This is a genomic window from Paenibacillus agricola, from assembly GCF_011440305.1.
GTDB lineage: Bacteria > Bacillota > Bacilli > Paenibacillales > NBRC-103111 > Paenibacillus_S > Paenibacillus_S agricola.
Genome location: NZ_JAAOIW010000013.1, coordinates 1 through 16,316, shown reverse-complemented (window position 1 = coordinate 16,316; position 16,316 = coordinate 1). Strand labels below are relative to the sequence as shown.

Below are 16,316 nucleotides of genomic sequence, written 5' to 3'. Positions count from 1 at the left end.
ATGTTTATATTCAGTCTCTACCATTTTCAAGCTTTCCTAACGAACCAGCAGCATCTGAAAACTAGAAGGCTCTTTCTTGATACCATTTATACAGACTGAGGAGTTGCATTTTCATTCTGCGGTTCCGGACGCTGGACAGGTACCGTGAAGCGAAGTGGCCCTGCTATGAATGTAGCCGCTAATCCGACAATACCGAATACGATACTTACGATAAAGCCATGGTTAATCGCTGCTCCCAGTGAATCTCGGAGGAAACTCATCGTTTCCTTAGGGAATGCAGCCCCCGCCCGGATCAAATGTTCTGGATTAGCTAAAGTCGATAATTGATTAAGAGGCATGTTGTGTTCAGCTGCGCCAACATGAATGAGACTGTTGTATCTAGTGTTGACGATAGTCGCCATAATCGAAGCTCCGAGAACCCCTCCTATATTACGCCAAAAGCCAATGATGGAGGAGCTGACTCCGATATATTTGTGATCTACGCTGAGAGCAATTGCATTCTGAGCAACACTCATTAACGGACCAATTGCCCCTACGCCAAGTATAACCATCAGGGTAATCATATACAGATTACTTGCGTCATGACTAACTACACTTAACAAATAGCTAATGACAATACCCGTGATCATACTGAACGCGATAACCGCACGGAAGCTAAAGAAACGTTGAAGGAAACCAAACAAAACAGCTCCAACCATTAAAGAAAACATCATCGGGGTCAAAAGCACATTTGAAGTCGCCCGACCTAGCACGGCTGTTGAGAAAATAGGCAAGTAAGCAATAGCCGAGAACATAATCGCGCCTTGACAGAGGCAAGCTAACATCATGCCTAGAACCATTCGGTTTTTAAATAAGGGCAAAGGCAGCATAGGTTCTTGGGCTCTACGTTCAACCATAATGAACAGAAAGCCTACAACAACGGCAACAGCTAACAGACTAATAATTTGCCAGGACGCCCACGAATAATCTTTACCACCGAATTCTAGTGAGAGCATAAGTGAAACGGTAGAGATAATGAGTAACAATGTCCCTAAATAATCAATTTTCGGACGATGAGTCGAACGAGTTTCCTTAAGAGCAAAAAGCAAAACAAAGAATGAGAGTATACCCAATGGTAAATTAACATAGAAACACCAGCGCCAACCCCAAGTTTCGGCGAGCAATGTACCTATTTGCGGTCCCGCTACGGACGATAGGCCGAATATCCCTGCGAATACCCCTGACAGCTTAGCGCCCTGTTTAGGATCTGAAAAAAGCGTATAAATAATGGTGAAACTAATGGGAAAAATGGCTCCTGAACCTATCCCTTGAATCGCTCTATATACAATCAGCTGCGTCATATCCTGGGCCGTTCCACAGAGTGCCGATCCAATCAAAAATATGGAAATTCCAATCAAATAAAAGAGCTTTCTGCCAAACATATCCGATAGCTTTCCAAAAACAAGCATCGTGCTCGTAGACGCAAGCATATATGCAGTGAATACCCAACTGATCTTATCGAAACCATTAATGTCGCCTATTATATGACTGATTGCAGCCGCCGTAATTGTATTATCAAGCGCAGACATCAATAATCCTAGAGCCATTGCCATTATAATAAAACCTGTTTTTTTATTACCCACTTTCGTTTTGCCCCTCTTCCACTTTTAAATTACTCAATCGTTCTATTCCGGCCATTAATGTTCGCAGAGTACTTTCCATATTTTCGATACCAATCTGAATACAAAGTTCCTGTGTCTGAGACATTAATGAATTTGACTTACCGTTCTCATACATTTTCCTCAAACGCTCAAGATCCTCTTTCGTACTCGTTACGCCATTTTCCAAATATTCAATAATGACCTCGACCTCAATAAATTCACCAAAAAACAAGCGAGTCATAGCATCAGACTTGAATTCATTGGTTTGAATGGGACTGTACATATAGGCTTTGAAATGCTTTTGCCCTTCCTCCGTTATGGAGTAGACATTTTTATTCGGTCTTCCCTGTTGAATGACACTTTCTTTTGTAAGGAGACCTTCCTTCTCCATCTTGCTAAGAGTAGGGTAAATCGTGCCAAAACTTGCATTGTAAAAATAGGAGAATATCGTCTCAAACATATGCTTGATGTCGTATCCCGATAGGCTGCGTTTCATTAAAATTCCTAGAATGACATCCTGACTAGTCATGCTGTAAGTCCTCCTTTATTCTTGATGTGCTTCTTAATTAACAATATATCAGATTATATATATCGGGTCAACATATAAACATTTGATATATTAACTTCCGATATAGCAACGGTTTATCATGGTTGATTAACGCTCATAAACAGGGTCTGGCAATAATAGCACCCTCAATTCTTCTATTGGCTATTCAACGCCGGATCAGCACGAACGTAGGTACCGTAAGGCTGTGTAACTTTCTCGATTGTTTGTGTCCAATCTATTGACAGAGGTCCAGTGCCCCTCTTCGCTCAAGTTTCTAGAATACACTTCATGAATGAATTCACATGATTGGCGTAACGGGCAGGTAATAATAAAAGAGACAGTGAATGGTTTAACGGAAATAGTTCAATTTCTTTTGACTGGGAGTGGTACCATGGAAAACAGCGATCCAACATTAATATCAAACACAGCAGTACAGACTGTTGCATCCGTGATTGATCAACGCACGATGTCCCGCATCAGCCCATTAGTGGTGGCCATTGATGGGGGTAGCGGTGCCGGCAAATCAATGTTAGCTAAGGCCGTGGCACAACTTGTAGGAGCAACGGTTATACATTGCGATGACTTTTTCTCAGCAACTATCACTGACGCTGTGTGGGACACTTACAGCCCAGAGCAAAAGTGCCGTCAGTGCATCGACTGGCAGCGTATGCGCAAAGAAGTGTTAGAGCCATTACTAGTGGGCAAGGTCACCCAATACCATCCATTTTCTTTTGAATCAAAGGACGGCTTGGCACCTGACTGGGTGAGAAAAGAGCCCGCAAAGGTGGTCATTCTCGACGGGATCTATAGCACCCTCCCTGAACTGTCCGAAATGGTTCATCTTACGGTGCTAATAAACGTGTTGCCAGAGGTCCGCCGCCAAAGACATAACCTCAGGGAGGGTAATGATGATGTAGCTTGGCATGCACGATGGGATCCGGCCGAGGACTACTATTTCACAGTATTGCGCCCCCCCCACGTCATTCGATCTAGTAGTCGAATAATAAAATCAGAATTTGCGAAAAGACATACTCCGATCCGGCAGGCGTCAAAGTGATGCTGCCGCTTATTGAAATGTTGAACAAACCTCCAGAAGAATATATGTCTATATCTTCAATGGAGGCCTATTTACATTTAGTTTTATTCTAATGTTAAAAGTCGTTCTGAGCACTGAAAGTCGGTACAGTCGGAAGCTTCTGTTTCATATACGCTATGATATCCATGTCTATATTACCCGAAAGTGGTAAATCGACCCGTTTATGATCCATCGCACTCGAACAAATTGCGTATAAAATTTCGTAACCATGCTCACTTATATCTAAATTGCACGAATGCGTTTTCCTCTCATCATCCAACCAGTCAGCCAAATCATGGGTATATGCCGATTGAATGGACTCTTTAACAGTTGGAGCCCAATATTGTTCTTGTCCTCCTAGTACTTCTCCTTTTGAATTTCGGGTAAAGGCTCCCCAGCGGCCGTCCGTTTCCGCCCATACATATCCATGAGTTCCGTGCACGGTCAATCGATTGTCAGTCCAAAATTTCTGAGGCTCCAAAAAGGCGGGGCTTAAGTATCCGCATTCAATCGTGCCTCTTACACGGTTTTCGAAAAGTAATTCTGCAAAGCAGTAATCTGGAGACGGATGACTGTCTGTAAGCTTCTCCTTGCCGTGTACATGACCAATCACCCAATCTGCCTTGGCTCCTCCATTTATCCATAGCATGTAATCAACGAAATGAGTTCCCGAGTTATACAACCATCCTCGGGTTTTCGCATGAATATGCTCCACTTGACCTATATCTCCGGAATTGACAATGGCATGAAGCTTGGAAAACGAAGGCAAATATTTTTGCTGGTGGCACACCACGACGCGAATGCCGTTTTCCTTGCACAACCGGCCAATCGCTTTCGCCTCTTGCAATGAATTTGCTATGGGCTTCTCCATTGCAATAGCTTTAACGCCATGCCGTGCAGCTAATTCAATAAGAGACAGCCGTACACTTGGAGGTGTCGCAAAGCAAAAAACATCAGGTTTAACCTCTGCAAACATTTTCTCCGGGTCCGTATAAGTGTGAGCCACCCCAAATTGTTCCTTCACGGCTTGCAGCTTTTGTTCGCTTGAGCTGCAGATCGCACTTAATTCAAAACGGTCGGCATTGGCTTTAAACCCATGCAGATGCGTCATACCACGATTTCCCAATCCTAGCAAGGCAACTTTATATTTAGGCATAATTATTCCTCCAACATATTGGGATGGGTCGAATTCCGAAATTAGTTTCTACCGAAATGTGTTAACTCACTACTCGCCCATAATATAGGCGGCTGTTTGCGGATCCATCTGTACCTCGGCAGCGGAACAGCTGTCCGTTAGCTGTTCTGCTGTTTTTGAACCGATAATTGGGAACACGGGAAATGACTGTACCATTAAACAGGCAAGAGCAACCTGCGAACCGCTGACCTGTAGACGCTCAGAAACCTCCATAATACGTTCAAGCTTTATTATATTTTCCTCCGTGCAATAGGTTTTAACCTTTGCAGTATTCGGAGATAACAAACGCAACGCTTCCGGCGTATAGGTGCCGCTGAAAAATCCTTTTGCTTGTGAGCTGTAGGGTACCGCCGCCAATCCCGATTCTTCATGATACCGAATGCCTTTTATATCCATCGTATCTCTTGTTGGATCAGAGGTAGGAAGCGAAACAGCAAGACTCCATTTGGGCTGATTGGCTACAAAACCGTTGCTGCCCGTTTTTCGGGCATACTGATTGGCTTCCTCTATCCGCTCCGGCGTCCAATTGGAACAAGCATAATACCGAATTTTACCGAGCTTCACCTGCTCCTCCATAACATCCACCAATTCGGCTACAGACCGATTGAGATCGTCGCGATGTAAATAATACAAATCCAAACAATCGAGCTGCAGATTGATCAAGCTCGTCTCCACATCCAGTGCAATACTTTGCGCATCCAAGCGAGGAATATGCATCGTATGCAGCTCCGGATGTCCACCTTTGGTTTCAACAAGCACACGATTCTGTAATCCTCTTGCTTTTAACCAGCGACCGATTGTTTTTTCACTGACACTACGTTCACCTGGAAGCCAATCGGCGTAAACTTTTGCGGTATCAATGAATGTACCTCCCAGATCGTAAAATAGATCCATAAGCCGAAATGCTTCGGCCTCTTGTAGGATACTGCCAAGTGAAGAAGTACCTAAACAGATGACAGAAGGAGTTAGATTTGTTCCGGGAATGCTTTGATACCTCATCAATCTCACCTCGATAATTTGAATGTACAGTATGGAAATAAGTTTAACGGACCTCCAGCAGTCGGCGCATCTTTTCCTCATCCGGCTCAATCCCAAGTCCATGGCCATCCGGGATAGAAATGAATCCGTCGCGGACTACAAACTCCTTCGGCGCAAATTGCTCCCTCAGGCTATTTTTTTCGATTGAGTATTCATAGTAGCTGGTACACTCCGGCGTGCTTGCCGCCAGGTGCAAAGCGGCTGCAAAGCCGATCGAGCGGGTAGTGTTATGAGGCACATAATGGATACCGAATGCCCGGCACAATACCGCTGCGCGTTTGGCACTAGCAATGCCGCCGCATTTGATCGGATCTGCGGCATACAGGTGACAAGCCCCTTTACTGATGAAATCGCGGAAGGTAAACAGATTCCAATCCTGCTCACCTACATGAATTGGCACCGGCAAGGTTTGGCATAGCTTGATGTAAGCCTCAATATCGTAGTACGGGCAAGGCTCCTCGTAATGGTGCAAATCGCAATCCTTGACCATTTCGAACAATTGCACGGCTTGAATGTAAGTATAAGAGCTATTGCCATCCACCATTAACCGGCAGTCCTTGCCGATGGCTTCACGAACCGTGCGGATCTTCAGCGCATCCGCTCGGAGATCCACCGGCAGACCGCTTCCATAGCGGGGACCTGTTTTAATTTTCACAGCTTTAAAGTTAAACTGCTCAATGCCTTCGACCAGCTTGGCCGCTTCTTCCTTGGGCGAGAGGTCCCGGCTCATACTGGAGCCGTACAAAGGAATGGCATCGCGGTACTTACCGCCTATCAGGTTGTATAAGGGCTGCTTTAGGAAACGCGCTTTGGCATCCCACATAGCAATCTCGATACCACTGTATGCCATGGCCAGCAATTGGCCGGAGATTTTATAGTTTTTCTGCATAATACTTTCTTCCAATTTCTCCATGTCGAAAGGGCTTTTACCGATGATCTGGGGTTTGATCACCTTTTGAATAATCGGTAAAATCACATCGACCTGCATAGGGCTGCATTCCCCGAAACCCGACACGCCTTCATCGGTCTCCACCTTTACATAAAACAGCCCCTCTGCAAAATAACAAACGATATCGGTTACCTTCATTGCGCACTTCTCCCCTCTGATTCTGCAATATATTTTGATACATCCCGCAAACGGTGCTCCTTGTAATCGAAGTAGGTCCCATCAAGCCTGTGGCTTAACGTATTTTCTATCCTCAGCTCCACATCATTAGTGCCTAACCGTATCAATTCGGTGCTCCCCTGCCAGCAATAAGGCGTCCATGCTCGGACTCCGAGTGAAGCTCCGTTTAGTGACAATTCTGCGCAATCGTGAAAATTCGGGGACAGCCCGGCGAGGGATAATTCAAAGCTCCCCTTCTCCGGTATAGAGGGAATTTCACAACTGCGGCGAAATACAAACGTTCCCGAATAATAAGGGAAGCCAGCGATCACTTCAGCATTCGGATTGGCCGCTGTCGGTATTTCCGTGATAACGGGCTTGCCGCTGTCCGTCCAGCCGACTCCAAACGCACCGCTTACATAAAGCGGATCCACAATACCATCATGGTCATGGCCTACGACTAAACGAATAGCTATACTATTATCCCCTACAACTAATGGGAGAGAGCCCTTATTCCATACCTGTCCATTCACATATATGATGTATTCGCCCAAGATGGCTTCCTGATCCATCAACAGCTCACAAGAGACGGGCAGCACGTTAACTACAAAGGCAGACGTATACCAAACCGTAATCGGATATGAAATCGTTGTACGTAGCGGAGTTCCGAAGCCGTATTTCTTATAATCAAGGGACAGCTTAAGCTCATCCGCAAGATCGGCACACTGGTTAATCCACGTCTTGGTGTCTACATCGAACCAGGCTGCTGCATCGCCTTTGCCCAAGTACCATTTCTGCTCCACTCCGACTTGGTCAGGGTCTATAGCCATACGGAAGCTTCCGATTCGCAGCATGTTCGGAGCTGTGGTCTCAACCGACCATTGCGAATCTATAACTACCTGGATCGGGGTGGCTGGAAGCAGAGCATGGGCATTATTCATGACAGGATTTCCGACAAGCTCCTTGCTGTTCTTCTGCTGCCCGCCGCGGAGCTCAATAAGATGGGATTGGTATGGAGCAAACTTCAATGAGATGGCCCATCCGCTTTCTGTCCTGTCTGCCTTTAGGCCACGGGTTTCCCCATTCTCCAAATCTCTGTACCAAGCGCTGTCCATAAATCCAAAATCAAGCTCCGAGAGATGAACTGTTACTTGCTTCTGTGCTCCCTCTCGATTGGAAATAAACAGCACATCGGCCTGGTCCCCCATGTTACGGTGCTGGAGAAGCAGGCACTGCGTATCGCCATCCTCAGCGTGAAGCTCCACGCGGCGGGGACAAATTCGCTCCAGCAGAGCCAGCAGCTCGTTCAAGTGAACCGCTGCGTATGACTCGGAGGGCTGGTCCGGATCAAGCGGCAGGAAGTAAGCACCTTCTCGATTGCCTTCACGGGTACCATTGAATGCCCCTTCACCGCTGGTGTTCGGTGGAAAGGCAAACGCTACCGCTGTTCCCGCTTCACTCGTCTCGGCCGTTTCGTGCCTGAACCAAGCGGATATTTCAGCAACTGTCCCACTGCCTGCTTCAATCTCTTCGTAAGGAAGCATGCCGATCGAGATCACGCTGCCGCCAGCCTCAATAAACGATTTGATTTTGCTCCATGCTGCAGCCTCCATATTGGTGATTGGAGGAATGATCAGCACTTTATAGCTAGCTTTCCCGACGTTCATCAAGCCGTTTCCGATGTCAGCCTGCATAATGATTTCCGGATCTATCGTGTCAAAGTCCCGCTGGGCTGTTAACAAAGCCGTTTGAATCTGTACCCAATCCACCTTCATCTGATCCAGGCGCTGCCGTTCGACATCATTGCTTCCCCAATATTGAAATTGATGAAAAGGTGTTGCCAAATGTGTCCACAGCGACGTCGAGGGATCCATGATGGCAATATCTATTTGCGCGGTTCCTTGAGTCATGACGCTGCTGATACGTCCGACGTAATCTGCCAAATGGCTGAAATGCTTCCAATATGGATTTTGATAAAATTGTGATGGCGGCGCATCATGCTTGCGCATCCCGTCAATCGAATAAAAGAAGGCATGGAAATTAAACATATTGGTGCCAAGAGCAGCCATCCAATCGATCATCCAGCGGGCATCCTGCAAGGTCATTGACCAACCCACACTATGGAAGCATTCGATTAATGCCCGGTTGCGTCCAAGCTGGCGAGCGAGTGAGCTGCCCATCTTGGGATTGGCACGCAGGCTATGCCCATATTTTTTCATGATCCAGGCTAATGGCCGGCCGAGCTTCTCGTGTGCCGTATCCCCTCCAGGAATATGGCTATACAGCTGCGTGGTCATCCGTACACCAGGCACTTCCGCTATATATTCGAGTTGGTTGCGATCGCACCATTCATAAACACGATGATGGTAATTGCTCCTCATCAGCAGATGCACACATTGCATGAAGTCATAACGCACTTTGGCGGCTGCTTCACCCGTATCCTCGAACAAGTGGTGGAGGTGGTCCAGCAAGCTGTAGCCGCAGCGATCCTCGAAAAATGCCGGGAGCGCTGGCGACCATGGGATTTTGCCGATACGCAAGCCGATTTCGTCTGTAAACATCCCTTTTACTGTTGTTCCGAAATGCTCACCGATTTCTTCCGCATAGCGTTCATGGGTCAAGCGGACAAAGGTTTCCATCGCACCCGCATGCAGCGGATCAACGAATGTCCCAAAGTATTTGAAATCCTTGGCTTCCTGCTCAACGATCACCGTAATTTGCCATTGCTGCCCATTGCCGTTGCTTTTGCCAGTACTTATGCCTGGCCAAATCAGCTTTTTGATCGTATTGTAGGTAAAATAGCGGGTTGGATTGTACACAGTGGAGCCATTTTGCTGGAAAATCGGTTCATCCTGAAAATTGCCGATATGCTTAGACACATCGATGGCGTGCTCCCATTGCTTGGTGCCGTTTGTAGCATGTAGTGGAACCGCTTTCGCTGACAACACACGTCCCCATGGTAAATCCATTTCAGCCTCTTCCCCGTTTTGCACGGTGGCAACATGGCGGGTTAATGTCCGCTGCTTCGCTTCTGGATGCTCGAGTGTTACCTCGCCGCCGGCAATTCCGCTTGGGTACGGGTATTCATCGTATAGCCATACCTGCAAGCCACGACGTTCCGCCGCTCCAATAGCCGTCCGTACCCGATCAAACCACTGCTGTGACAGATAAGGAACCGTGATCCCTTGCCGTGCACATATAAAAAATCCGCCTAGTCCCTTATCGGCCATTTCGTCGATCTGTCTGACGATCTCTGCCTCCTGCAAATCGCCATTCCAGAACCAGAATGGAAGAACACGGAATTCCACAGGCGGGTTGCGAAACCACTTTTCATTTAACATTCATTCATCCCCCTCAGATACGAATCATAGCTTCCATTGCCCAAAGCCAGCTCCACGAAGTAGAGGTGGCGCTTCATCCACCGTCATCCATCCATCGGACGAGTTCCTTAGATAATCGGTTTGTTTTCCTTCATGGACTCCCGGTAACGGTTGGGAGTAACCCCCACATTTTTCTTGAAAATACGTCCGAAATAGCTAGGCTGGTAGCCTACCCGTTCAGCGACCTCATGAAGCTTCCAATCGGTGTCGCGTAGCAGTTCCTTCGCTTTCTCAAGCCGTACCTCGGTCAAATAATCGATGAAATTGATGCCCGTCATCAGCTTAAACGTTCGGCTTAATGTATAGGAGCTGAGCCGGTGGGACTCAGCAATAGCGTCCAAGGAAATATCATCCATATACCGCTCCTGAATCGTAAATATAACCCGTTCGACTAACTTGTGCATTAGTAAATCCTGTTTGCGCCGTATATCCTGCATGAAGGGGGAGAGAACCCGAACCTGAAACCATTTGCCGATCGCTTCCGGCTCCTTCAATTGGCAAAGCTGCTCATATAAATTAAGGCCTTCATACAACTCATGCAGATTTGTTCCGATATGCATCATTGCGTTCTGGACACTGCCTAGTAAATGCAGCATACCTTGCTGAACCCACAGCTCTTTGGCAGCATGGGCACGCAGTTCATCCAGAAATCGTTGGACGGCCTGGATCGCCTCTTCCTCCGAGCCCATTCGTACGGCCTGAACCACTTCTCTCTCCAGCTGGAACGGGTAGACGAGTGGCTTGTCAATATTATGTACCAGCTCCTCCAGATCAAAAATTTGGTTATCCTCCCTTACATCGCGGAAGCGAATAGCTTGCCGCGTTGCTTCCAGAATATCGGGAATGTCACTCAGCATGGGGGCTGGAGCACCAAAACCGATCACTACCCGCACATGCAGCAGGGTATTCAGCCTGACCGTAATCTCCTTCAGCAGCTCAACAACACGCGCTTTCCACTGCGATATAGGCTCTGCCGGGGGCGAGCAGATCAATAGTCCGACAGTCAAATCATGGAAATTGATCGCTTCAGCCTTCTGCATCGCATTCTCCGCTAATTCCTTCACGATATTGGAGGCAGCAAAAGTAACAAGCACTTCATCCCCCTCGAAGAATCGTCCCTGCAGGTTGGAAAACCCGAGCAGCTGAATGAAAATAACCGAAAATCGGCTTTCCTTCACACCAAAACCGAGATTCTCTATCCTCTCCTGCAAGTCGGATTCGGATAAATGGGTCAAGTACCCTTGCAGCAGCTGTAATAAAAAGCCTTCACGCACCTGGGGAAGCTGCCGTTCCAATAAGGATTGCAGGTTCTGGCTTTCCCGTGTGACGTGATTCCAGACGCTCTCGATCAGCTCGAATTCGTCTCTTCCCTCCATTCGCTGGTTCCCTCTGCTGCTATAGAGCTGCACCAGCTTTTTGATCGGACTGTACAGCTGCTTGGATGCAAACCAGGAGAGGATGGCCGCAAGCAGCAAACCAAAACTGCTGATTGCCAATATTAAACGAGAGATAAACACCACAGGCGCAGTCAACGATTGTAAAGGAGTCGCGGATACATAGATCCACTCCTGGTTAAGTCGGGAAAAGATCCCATAAGAAACCGAATACAGTTCACCCTCCCAGGTGTAAACGAACGGAGCTCGCGCTTCTCCTTGTTCCATGACCTTGGCGCGAAGCGCTTCATCGAGATCACGGACTTGCCCGCTTCTTGCGGCAGGGGACAACCATTCTCCGTTTTTTTTGACCAGAAAGGACGTTCCTTCCCCACGCGGGGTCAACAAAGTGATCATATTGTCGAGCACAACGGGATCGACCGATACGAGGAATACGCCGAACGGCCGCGGGCTTCCACCAGGGATTTTGTGCAGCAACGATAAATGCTCCGTAAGGGCGCGCTTATCCGATTGCAGAGAGGAAGAGTAATGAATCCACTGCGTGGATGTCGGCTGATCCAGCAATTGGTGATATTTCGGGTAATCACTCTGCCCCAAACGCTCGTAACCGTTTTCCGTGAAAAGTAGAGGCTTAGGCTCTTCCAAGTACAAGCTAACCTGTTGAATTAAGGGGTTTAATTCCTTCATAACCAGCAGCGTTTTGTAAATGTCCTGCACCTGGCTGTAGCCAAATTCGGTGTCCAGCCTGCGCAGCTTTTCATCAAATTGCGGATCAAATGCCCAGTGGGAGAGCGATACCTCCAGTGTGCTTAATTGGTTGTCGATGCTTTTTTGCGCTTGCAGCAGCTGCTGCTGATGGATCGTATTTAATTCCTCGGAGATTTGATGGCTTCCTACAAAATAAATGGCTATCCCAATGAAAAGCCCAGGGAGGCTTGCAATAATAAGAACTGTAATCAAGCTTTTGCGAAAAAATCGCCCATTACCAAACAATGATGCTTCCCCCTCCTCTGGACTTATCTAGTAGCTAGCCTTTAACCGACCCCACCATAACACCCTTGGCAAAATGCTTTTGCAAAAACGGATAGATGAATAAAATAGGAAGTGTCGTAATCACCACCGCAGCCATTTTCAGCATTTGCGCGGGGGGCGGCTGGCGTAATGGATCAGCCTCCGCTAATGGATTTTCCGTAAGCATATTTTGAAGCAGCACCTGAATAGGCCACTTTTTGTAATCGTTGAGATATAACAGCGCCGAGAAATAAGAGTTCCAATATTCTACCGCATAGAACAGGCCAAATGTCGCCATAGCTGGCATGGAAAGCGGCAGGATGATAAGGAACCAAGCGCTTACATCATTGCATCCATCTATGGCTGCCGCTTCATCTAGGCTCTCCGGTATATTATCGAAGAAGCCCTTCATCAGCACCACGTACCAGCCGCTCGATAACACGGGCAAAATCAATGCCCATATATTATCAATCAAACCAAGGTTTCTGACCAGCATATAATTAGGAATAATTCCAGGGCTAAACAAAATAGTAAATAAAACGAAAAATAAAATCCATTTTCTACCTACAAACCGTTTTCGTGAAAGCGAGTAGGCAAAGGATGCTGTGACAACCAGGCTGCATATCGTTCCAGCTAAAGCCAAAAATCCGCTAACCCCAATCGATCTGACGAACGAGGAATTCGACATCAGGTATAGATAAGATTCCAAGGACCATTTTTCCGGGAACCAGATAATCGTTTTGGACAAATATTCAGTGGGCTCGGTAAACGAAATAATGAATACGTAATAAAGCGGAAAAGCTGTAACAATAGCAACAATAGCGAGAAATGCCACATTTGCTGTATGAAACAAGCGGTCACCTATTCCACGCTGCATAAATAAAGCCTCCTTTCATTAATAAATGCCTTCATCTCCGAATTTTTTCGCCAACCGGTTAGACAGGACGACAAGAGTGAAACCAATGGCTGACTTAAACAATCCAACTGCCGTACTAAAGCTGAATTGGCCTTGCTGCACACCAACCCGGTATACATACGTATCAAAAACCTCGGCTACATTCGATACCGCTCCATTATACATCAGGAATACCTGCTCGAAGCCGATATCCATCATATGCCCCAGCCGTAATATTAATAGCACGACAATCACGTTGCGGATAGCGGGCAGGGTGATGTGCCACATTTGGCGAAAACGATTGGCGCCATCCATCTTGGCGGCTTCATATAATTGAGGGTCCGCTCCGGCAATAGCCGCCAGGAAAATAATCGTGCCCCAGCCGGTCTCCTTCCAAATGCTTTGCACGGTCAGCATGATCCAGAATAAATCGGGATCATTCAGAAATTGAATTTTTTCCATACCCATATTAACCAGCACTTCATTGACCAGCCCACGGGACATCGACAACAAAATAAATGTCAATCCCGCTATAATGACCCAGGATAAAAAATGCGGTAAATATACAATGGACTGTACGATTCTTTTGTAAACCACACTTTTCAATTCATTCATTAATAGGGCGAATAGGATTGGCAATGGAAAAAACAGCGTTAAATTAAGTAGATTAATCATTAGGGTATTTCGAAACAGCAGCCAAAACTGGTCATTGGCAAAAAAACGTTCAAAATGGGCGAATCCTACCCAAGGGCTACCCAGCATGCCTCGCACTGGTGAGTACTCCTGGAAAGCAATCAATATTCCCCAGATCGGGATATATTTAAAGATCAGAAAAAAGATCATTCCGGGAATGGCCAAAAAGTATAAATATTTATCCCGCTTCAATTTTCTTCCTAACAGGCGCAGTGCCCCGGCCTGTTGATGCGCGGAGACGTTTACTACCTTAATACTGGGCATCGTAATGCCTCCTTCCTTATTCCCGAAGTTCCCGAATGAATGCGGCAAATGGATATGGATATGGCATCCATCATAGTCTTTCCATAAACAGGAAAACCCCGTCCAGTTACGAACGGGGAGCCCGTTAGGTGCGTTTCTTATTTTCCATTATTTCTCTTTATTTGCCACTTTTACGTGCTGTGTACGAATCATTGATTTCTTGAGTAATTTTGGTCATTTGCGGATTGGCTTTGAGCTGATTAATGAAATCATCCCAGGCTGACATAGGACTCAAGCCAAGAATTACCTTGGTCTTCACGTCCTGTGCCTGTTTGGCCAATTCAGGACCGTAAGTCAGGAAGGTTTCCGAGTACAAACCGACACTCTCATCAGCCTTGCTCGTTTTTGCTTTTTCATCCTGAATCTTTGTGAAGGCATCAATCGCTTCTTTAGGGAACGTAGGATGGAAAGAGTTAGCGTAAGGGTCGGCAACATAGACGAATTGATTAAAATTCTCAATGCCGGAAGCGTTGTATTTGTCCTTGATTAGTTCTTTTTTGCCATCCTTTACCGTATGATGGACGCCTTCGAGACCCCAGGTTTGGAGATCAAACACTGCAGGTGCCATCCATTTATCGATAACCGTCAAAATCTGCTTCATCTTCGCTTCTGGCACTTTCTTTGAAATGGCTAGTATGCCCAGATAGCCAGGTCCTTTAGGATTAAATTGATTAATATTGGTCGCCGGATAGAACACATTGAAATCACCAGAGGATGTTGGATCTGTCTGTTTCAGCTTTTCAACCATAACTGCCGTGGAGCCCGTCTTATCACCGATTATGCCTGCTTTACCTGAGGAGTAAATATCGTCCACCTGGCTTGCTTTCAATGAAGCGAAGTCAGCCGGAATTAAACCTTCCTTATAGGCTTTGTTAAGGAATTCTAAGGCTTGCTTCGTTTCCGGCATCAGATCCGTATAGACCAATTTGCCGCTCTGATCCTTCCAGTTTCCAGTCGCACCGGTAAAGCTGTTGACGAATAAGCCTAAGGTACCCATATCATTAGCATTCACATTTCCGGTATATCCGATCGTGTCAGCTTTTCCATTTCCGTCGGGGTCTTTCTCTTTAAAAGCCTTCATCGCCGTGTACAGCTCGTCCGTTGTTGTCGGCATCTTCAAGCCTAATTTATCAAGCCAATCTTTCCTCAGAATAAAGAAGCGGGCACCCTCGGACCCACGCGGTCTGGGCACACCATAGTTTTTCCCGTCCTGCAGCTTGGTTGATTCCCAGGCAACCGGAGCAATTTTCGAGCTGATGTTGGGATAATCCTTGTAATAATTAGTCAAATCCCAGAATGAACCTTCCTTGGCCATCTTGCGGAATAAAGCCGAGAAGGGATCGTCAATCATGACGACATCGGGAATATCTCCGGAAGACAAAGTTACATTCAAACGATCTTTGTAGTTATTGCCCGAAACCCATTGAATATTCAATTTTGAGTTAGTAGCCTTTTCAATAGCCTTTTGCACGTCACCATTGTTTTCCGGTGGTGTAGGGGTCGAGAAGCTGGTTAAGACCTTAATTTCCACAGGCGCTGCATTTGCCGGAGCCGCTGTGCCTTGCTCGCCCCCGGACTTCGCCCCAGTATCGGTTGCTGCTGGTGCCCCACAAGCTGCCAAAATGCTCGACAATGCCAGAACCATTGTAAAAGTCAGCATCAGCGGTTTCTTTCTATTCCCTCTTATTCTCATGTTCATCCCCCTGATTTCCCAATTTGTCAGGCATCTCGACAATCACTGCCGCTAAGCCTTGATTTGCACATTAGAGTAAATTTTATTCACTGGCAACCATACTTTTTTGCAGTTTATCTCTGTTACCTTACGCATTTTTTTGCAGAATCGCATTTTTTTGCGGAAATCCAAAGCCAAGAAAAAACCACTCTTTTCAAAACAGTAAAAAAAGAGCCCTTATTTAAACTGGTACCCATACACTGGACACTTTAAAAAAAGTGTTTAGCGTATGGGTACCTTTTTGTATACTAGAGAGAATAGTGGGGGCGAGCATATGAGTAAAAAACACTTTAGTAAAAATGAGCAGG

At 46.5% G+C, this 16,316-nt stretch carries 11 protein-coding genes; 1 reads left to right on the top strand and 10 read right to left on the bottom strand.

The window, feature by feature from the left end; all coding sequences use genetic code 11:
• Positions 1-86: 86 nt before the first annotated feature.
• Together G9U52_RS27855 and G9U52_RS27850 are read right to left on the bottom strand one after the other, a co-directional pair.
• A complete protein-coding gene (locus G9U52_RS27855; RefSeq protein WP_311764937.1) occupies positions 87-1,622 on the bottom strand; it encodes an MFS transporter in 1,536 nt (511 codons plus the stop codon).
• Positions 1,615-2,169: a PadR family transcriptional regulator gene (locus G9U52_RS27850; protein ID WP_166153948.1), complete on the bottom strand. Its 555-nt coding sequence runs from the start codon at positions 2,167-2,169 to the stop codon at positions 1,615-1,617. Before G9U52_RS27850 ends, G9U52_RS27855 begins: the two co-directional genes overlap by 8 nt.
• A gap of 409 nt (positions 2,170-2,578) precedes the next feature.
• Between G9U52_RS27850 and G9U52_RS27845 the strand changes: the two genes are divergently transcribed.
• The gene (locus G9U52_RS27845; RefSeq protein ID WP_166153947.1) at positions 2,579-3,244 is read left to right on the top strand and encodes a uridine kinase family protein; all 666 of its coding nucleotides are present in this window, start codon (positions 2,579-2,581) and stop codon (positions 3,242-3,244) included.
• 94 nt (positions 3,245-3,338) lie between these two features.
• Here the strand turns inward: G9U52_RS27845 and G9U52_RS27840 are convergent, their stop codons facing one another.
• The 8 genes from G9U52_RS27840 to G9U52_RS27805 form a co-directional block, all read right to left on the bottom strand.
• A complete protein-coding gene (locus G9U52_RS27840) occupies positions 3,339-4,418 on the bottom strand; it encodes a Gfo/Idh/MocA family protein (protein WP_166153946.1) in 1,080 nt (359 codons plus the stop codon).
• 69 nt (positions 4,419-4,487) lie between these two features.
• The gene (locus tag G9U52_RS27835) at positions 4,488-5,456 is read right to left on the bottom strand and encodes an aldo/keto reductase (protein WP_166153945.1); all 969 of its coding nucleotides are present in this window, start codon (positions 5,454-5,456) and stop codon (positions 4,488-4,490) included.
• A 43-nt stretch (positions 5,457-5,499) separates the two neighbouring features.
• Positions 5,500-6,582 carry a mandelate racemase/muconate lactonizing enzyme family protein gene (locus G9U52_RS27830; protein ID WP_166153944.1) on the bottom strand — a complete coding sequence of 361 codons (1,083 nt, stop codon included), beginning with the start codon at positions 6,580-6,582 and terminating at the stop codon, positions 5,500-5,502.
• On the bottom strand, positions 6,579-9,941 hold the full coding sequence (locus G9U52_RS27825) for a glycosyl hydrolase (protein ID WP_166153943.1): 3,363 nt from the start codon (positions 9,939-9,941) through the stop codon (positions 6,579-6,581). The genes G9U52_RS27830 and G9U52_RS27825 overlap by 4 nt, the downstream gene beginning before the upstream one ends.
• A gap of 107 nt (positions 9,942-10,048) precedes the next feature.
• Complete coding sequence (locus G9U52_RS27820; RefSeq protein ID WP_166153942.1) at positions 10,049-12,367, bottom strand: AraC family transcriptional regulator; 2,319 nt, start codon at positions 12,365-12,367, stop codon at positions 10,049-10,051.
• 34 nt (positions 12,368-12,401) lie between these two features.
• On the bottom strand, positions 12,402-13,262 hold the full coding sequence (locus G9U52_RS27815; RefSeq protein ID WP_166153941.1) for a carbohydrate ABC transporter permease: 861 nt from the start codon (positions 13,260-13,262) through the stop codon (positions 12,402-12,404).
• Between the two features lie 18 nt (positions 13,263-13,280).
• Positions 13,281-14,237, bottom strand: coding sequence for an ABC transporter permease (locus G9U52_RS27810; protein WP_166153940.1), 957 nt, complete (start codon positions 14,235-14,237; stop codon positions 13,281-13,283).
• Positions 14,238-14,394: 157 nt separating this feature from the next.
• Positions 14,395-15,969: a type 2 periplasmic-binding domain-containing protein gene (locus G9U52_RS27805; protein ID WP_166153939.1), complete on the bottom strand. Its 1,575-nt coding sequence runs from the start codon at positions 15,967-15,969 to the stop codon at positions 14,395-14,397.
• Positions 15,970-16,316: the final 347 nt, after the last annotated feature.

Coding starts and splice junctions, on each gene's coding strand:
- G9U52_RS27850 (WP_166153948.1), bottom strand. CDS start 2,169: ATGACTAGTCAGGATGTCATTCTAGGAATTTTAATGAAACGCAGCCTA.
- G9U52_RS27845 (WP_166153947.1), top strand. CDS start 2,579: ATGGAAAACAGCGATCCAACATTAATATCAAACACAGCAGTACAGACT.
- G9U52_RS27840 (WP_166153946.1), bottom strand. CDS start 4,418: ATGCCTAAATATAAAGTTGCCTTGCTAGGATTGGGAAATCGTGGTATG.
- G9U52_RS27835 (WP_166153945.1), bottom strand. CDS start 5,456: ATGAGGTATCAAAGCATTCCCGGAACAAATCTAACTCCTTCTGTCATC.
- G9U52_RS27830 (WP_166153944.1), bottom strand. CDS start 6,582: ATGAAGGTAACCGATATCGTTTGTTATTTTGCAGAGGGGCTGTTTTAT.
- G9U52_RS27825 (WP_166153943.1), bottom strand. CDS start 9,941: ATGTTAAATGAAAAGTGGTTTCGCAACCCGCCTGTGGAATTCCGTGTT.
- G9U52_RS27815 (WP_166153941.1), bottom strand. CDS start 13,262: ATGCAGCGTGGAATAGGTGACCGCTTGTTTCATACAGCAAATGTGGCA.
- G9U52_RS27810 (WP_166153940.1), bottom strand. CDS start 14,237: ATGCCCAGTATTAAGGTAGTAAACGTCTCCGCGCATCAACAGGCCGGG.
- G9U52_RS27805 (WP_166153939.1), bottom strand. CDS start 15,969: ATGAGAATAAGAGGGAATAGAAAGAAACCGCTGATGCTGACTTTTACA.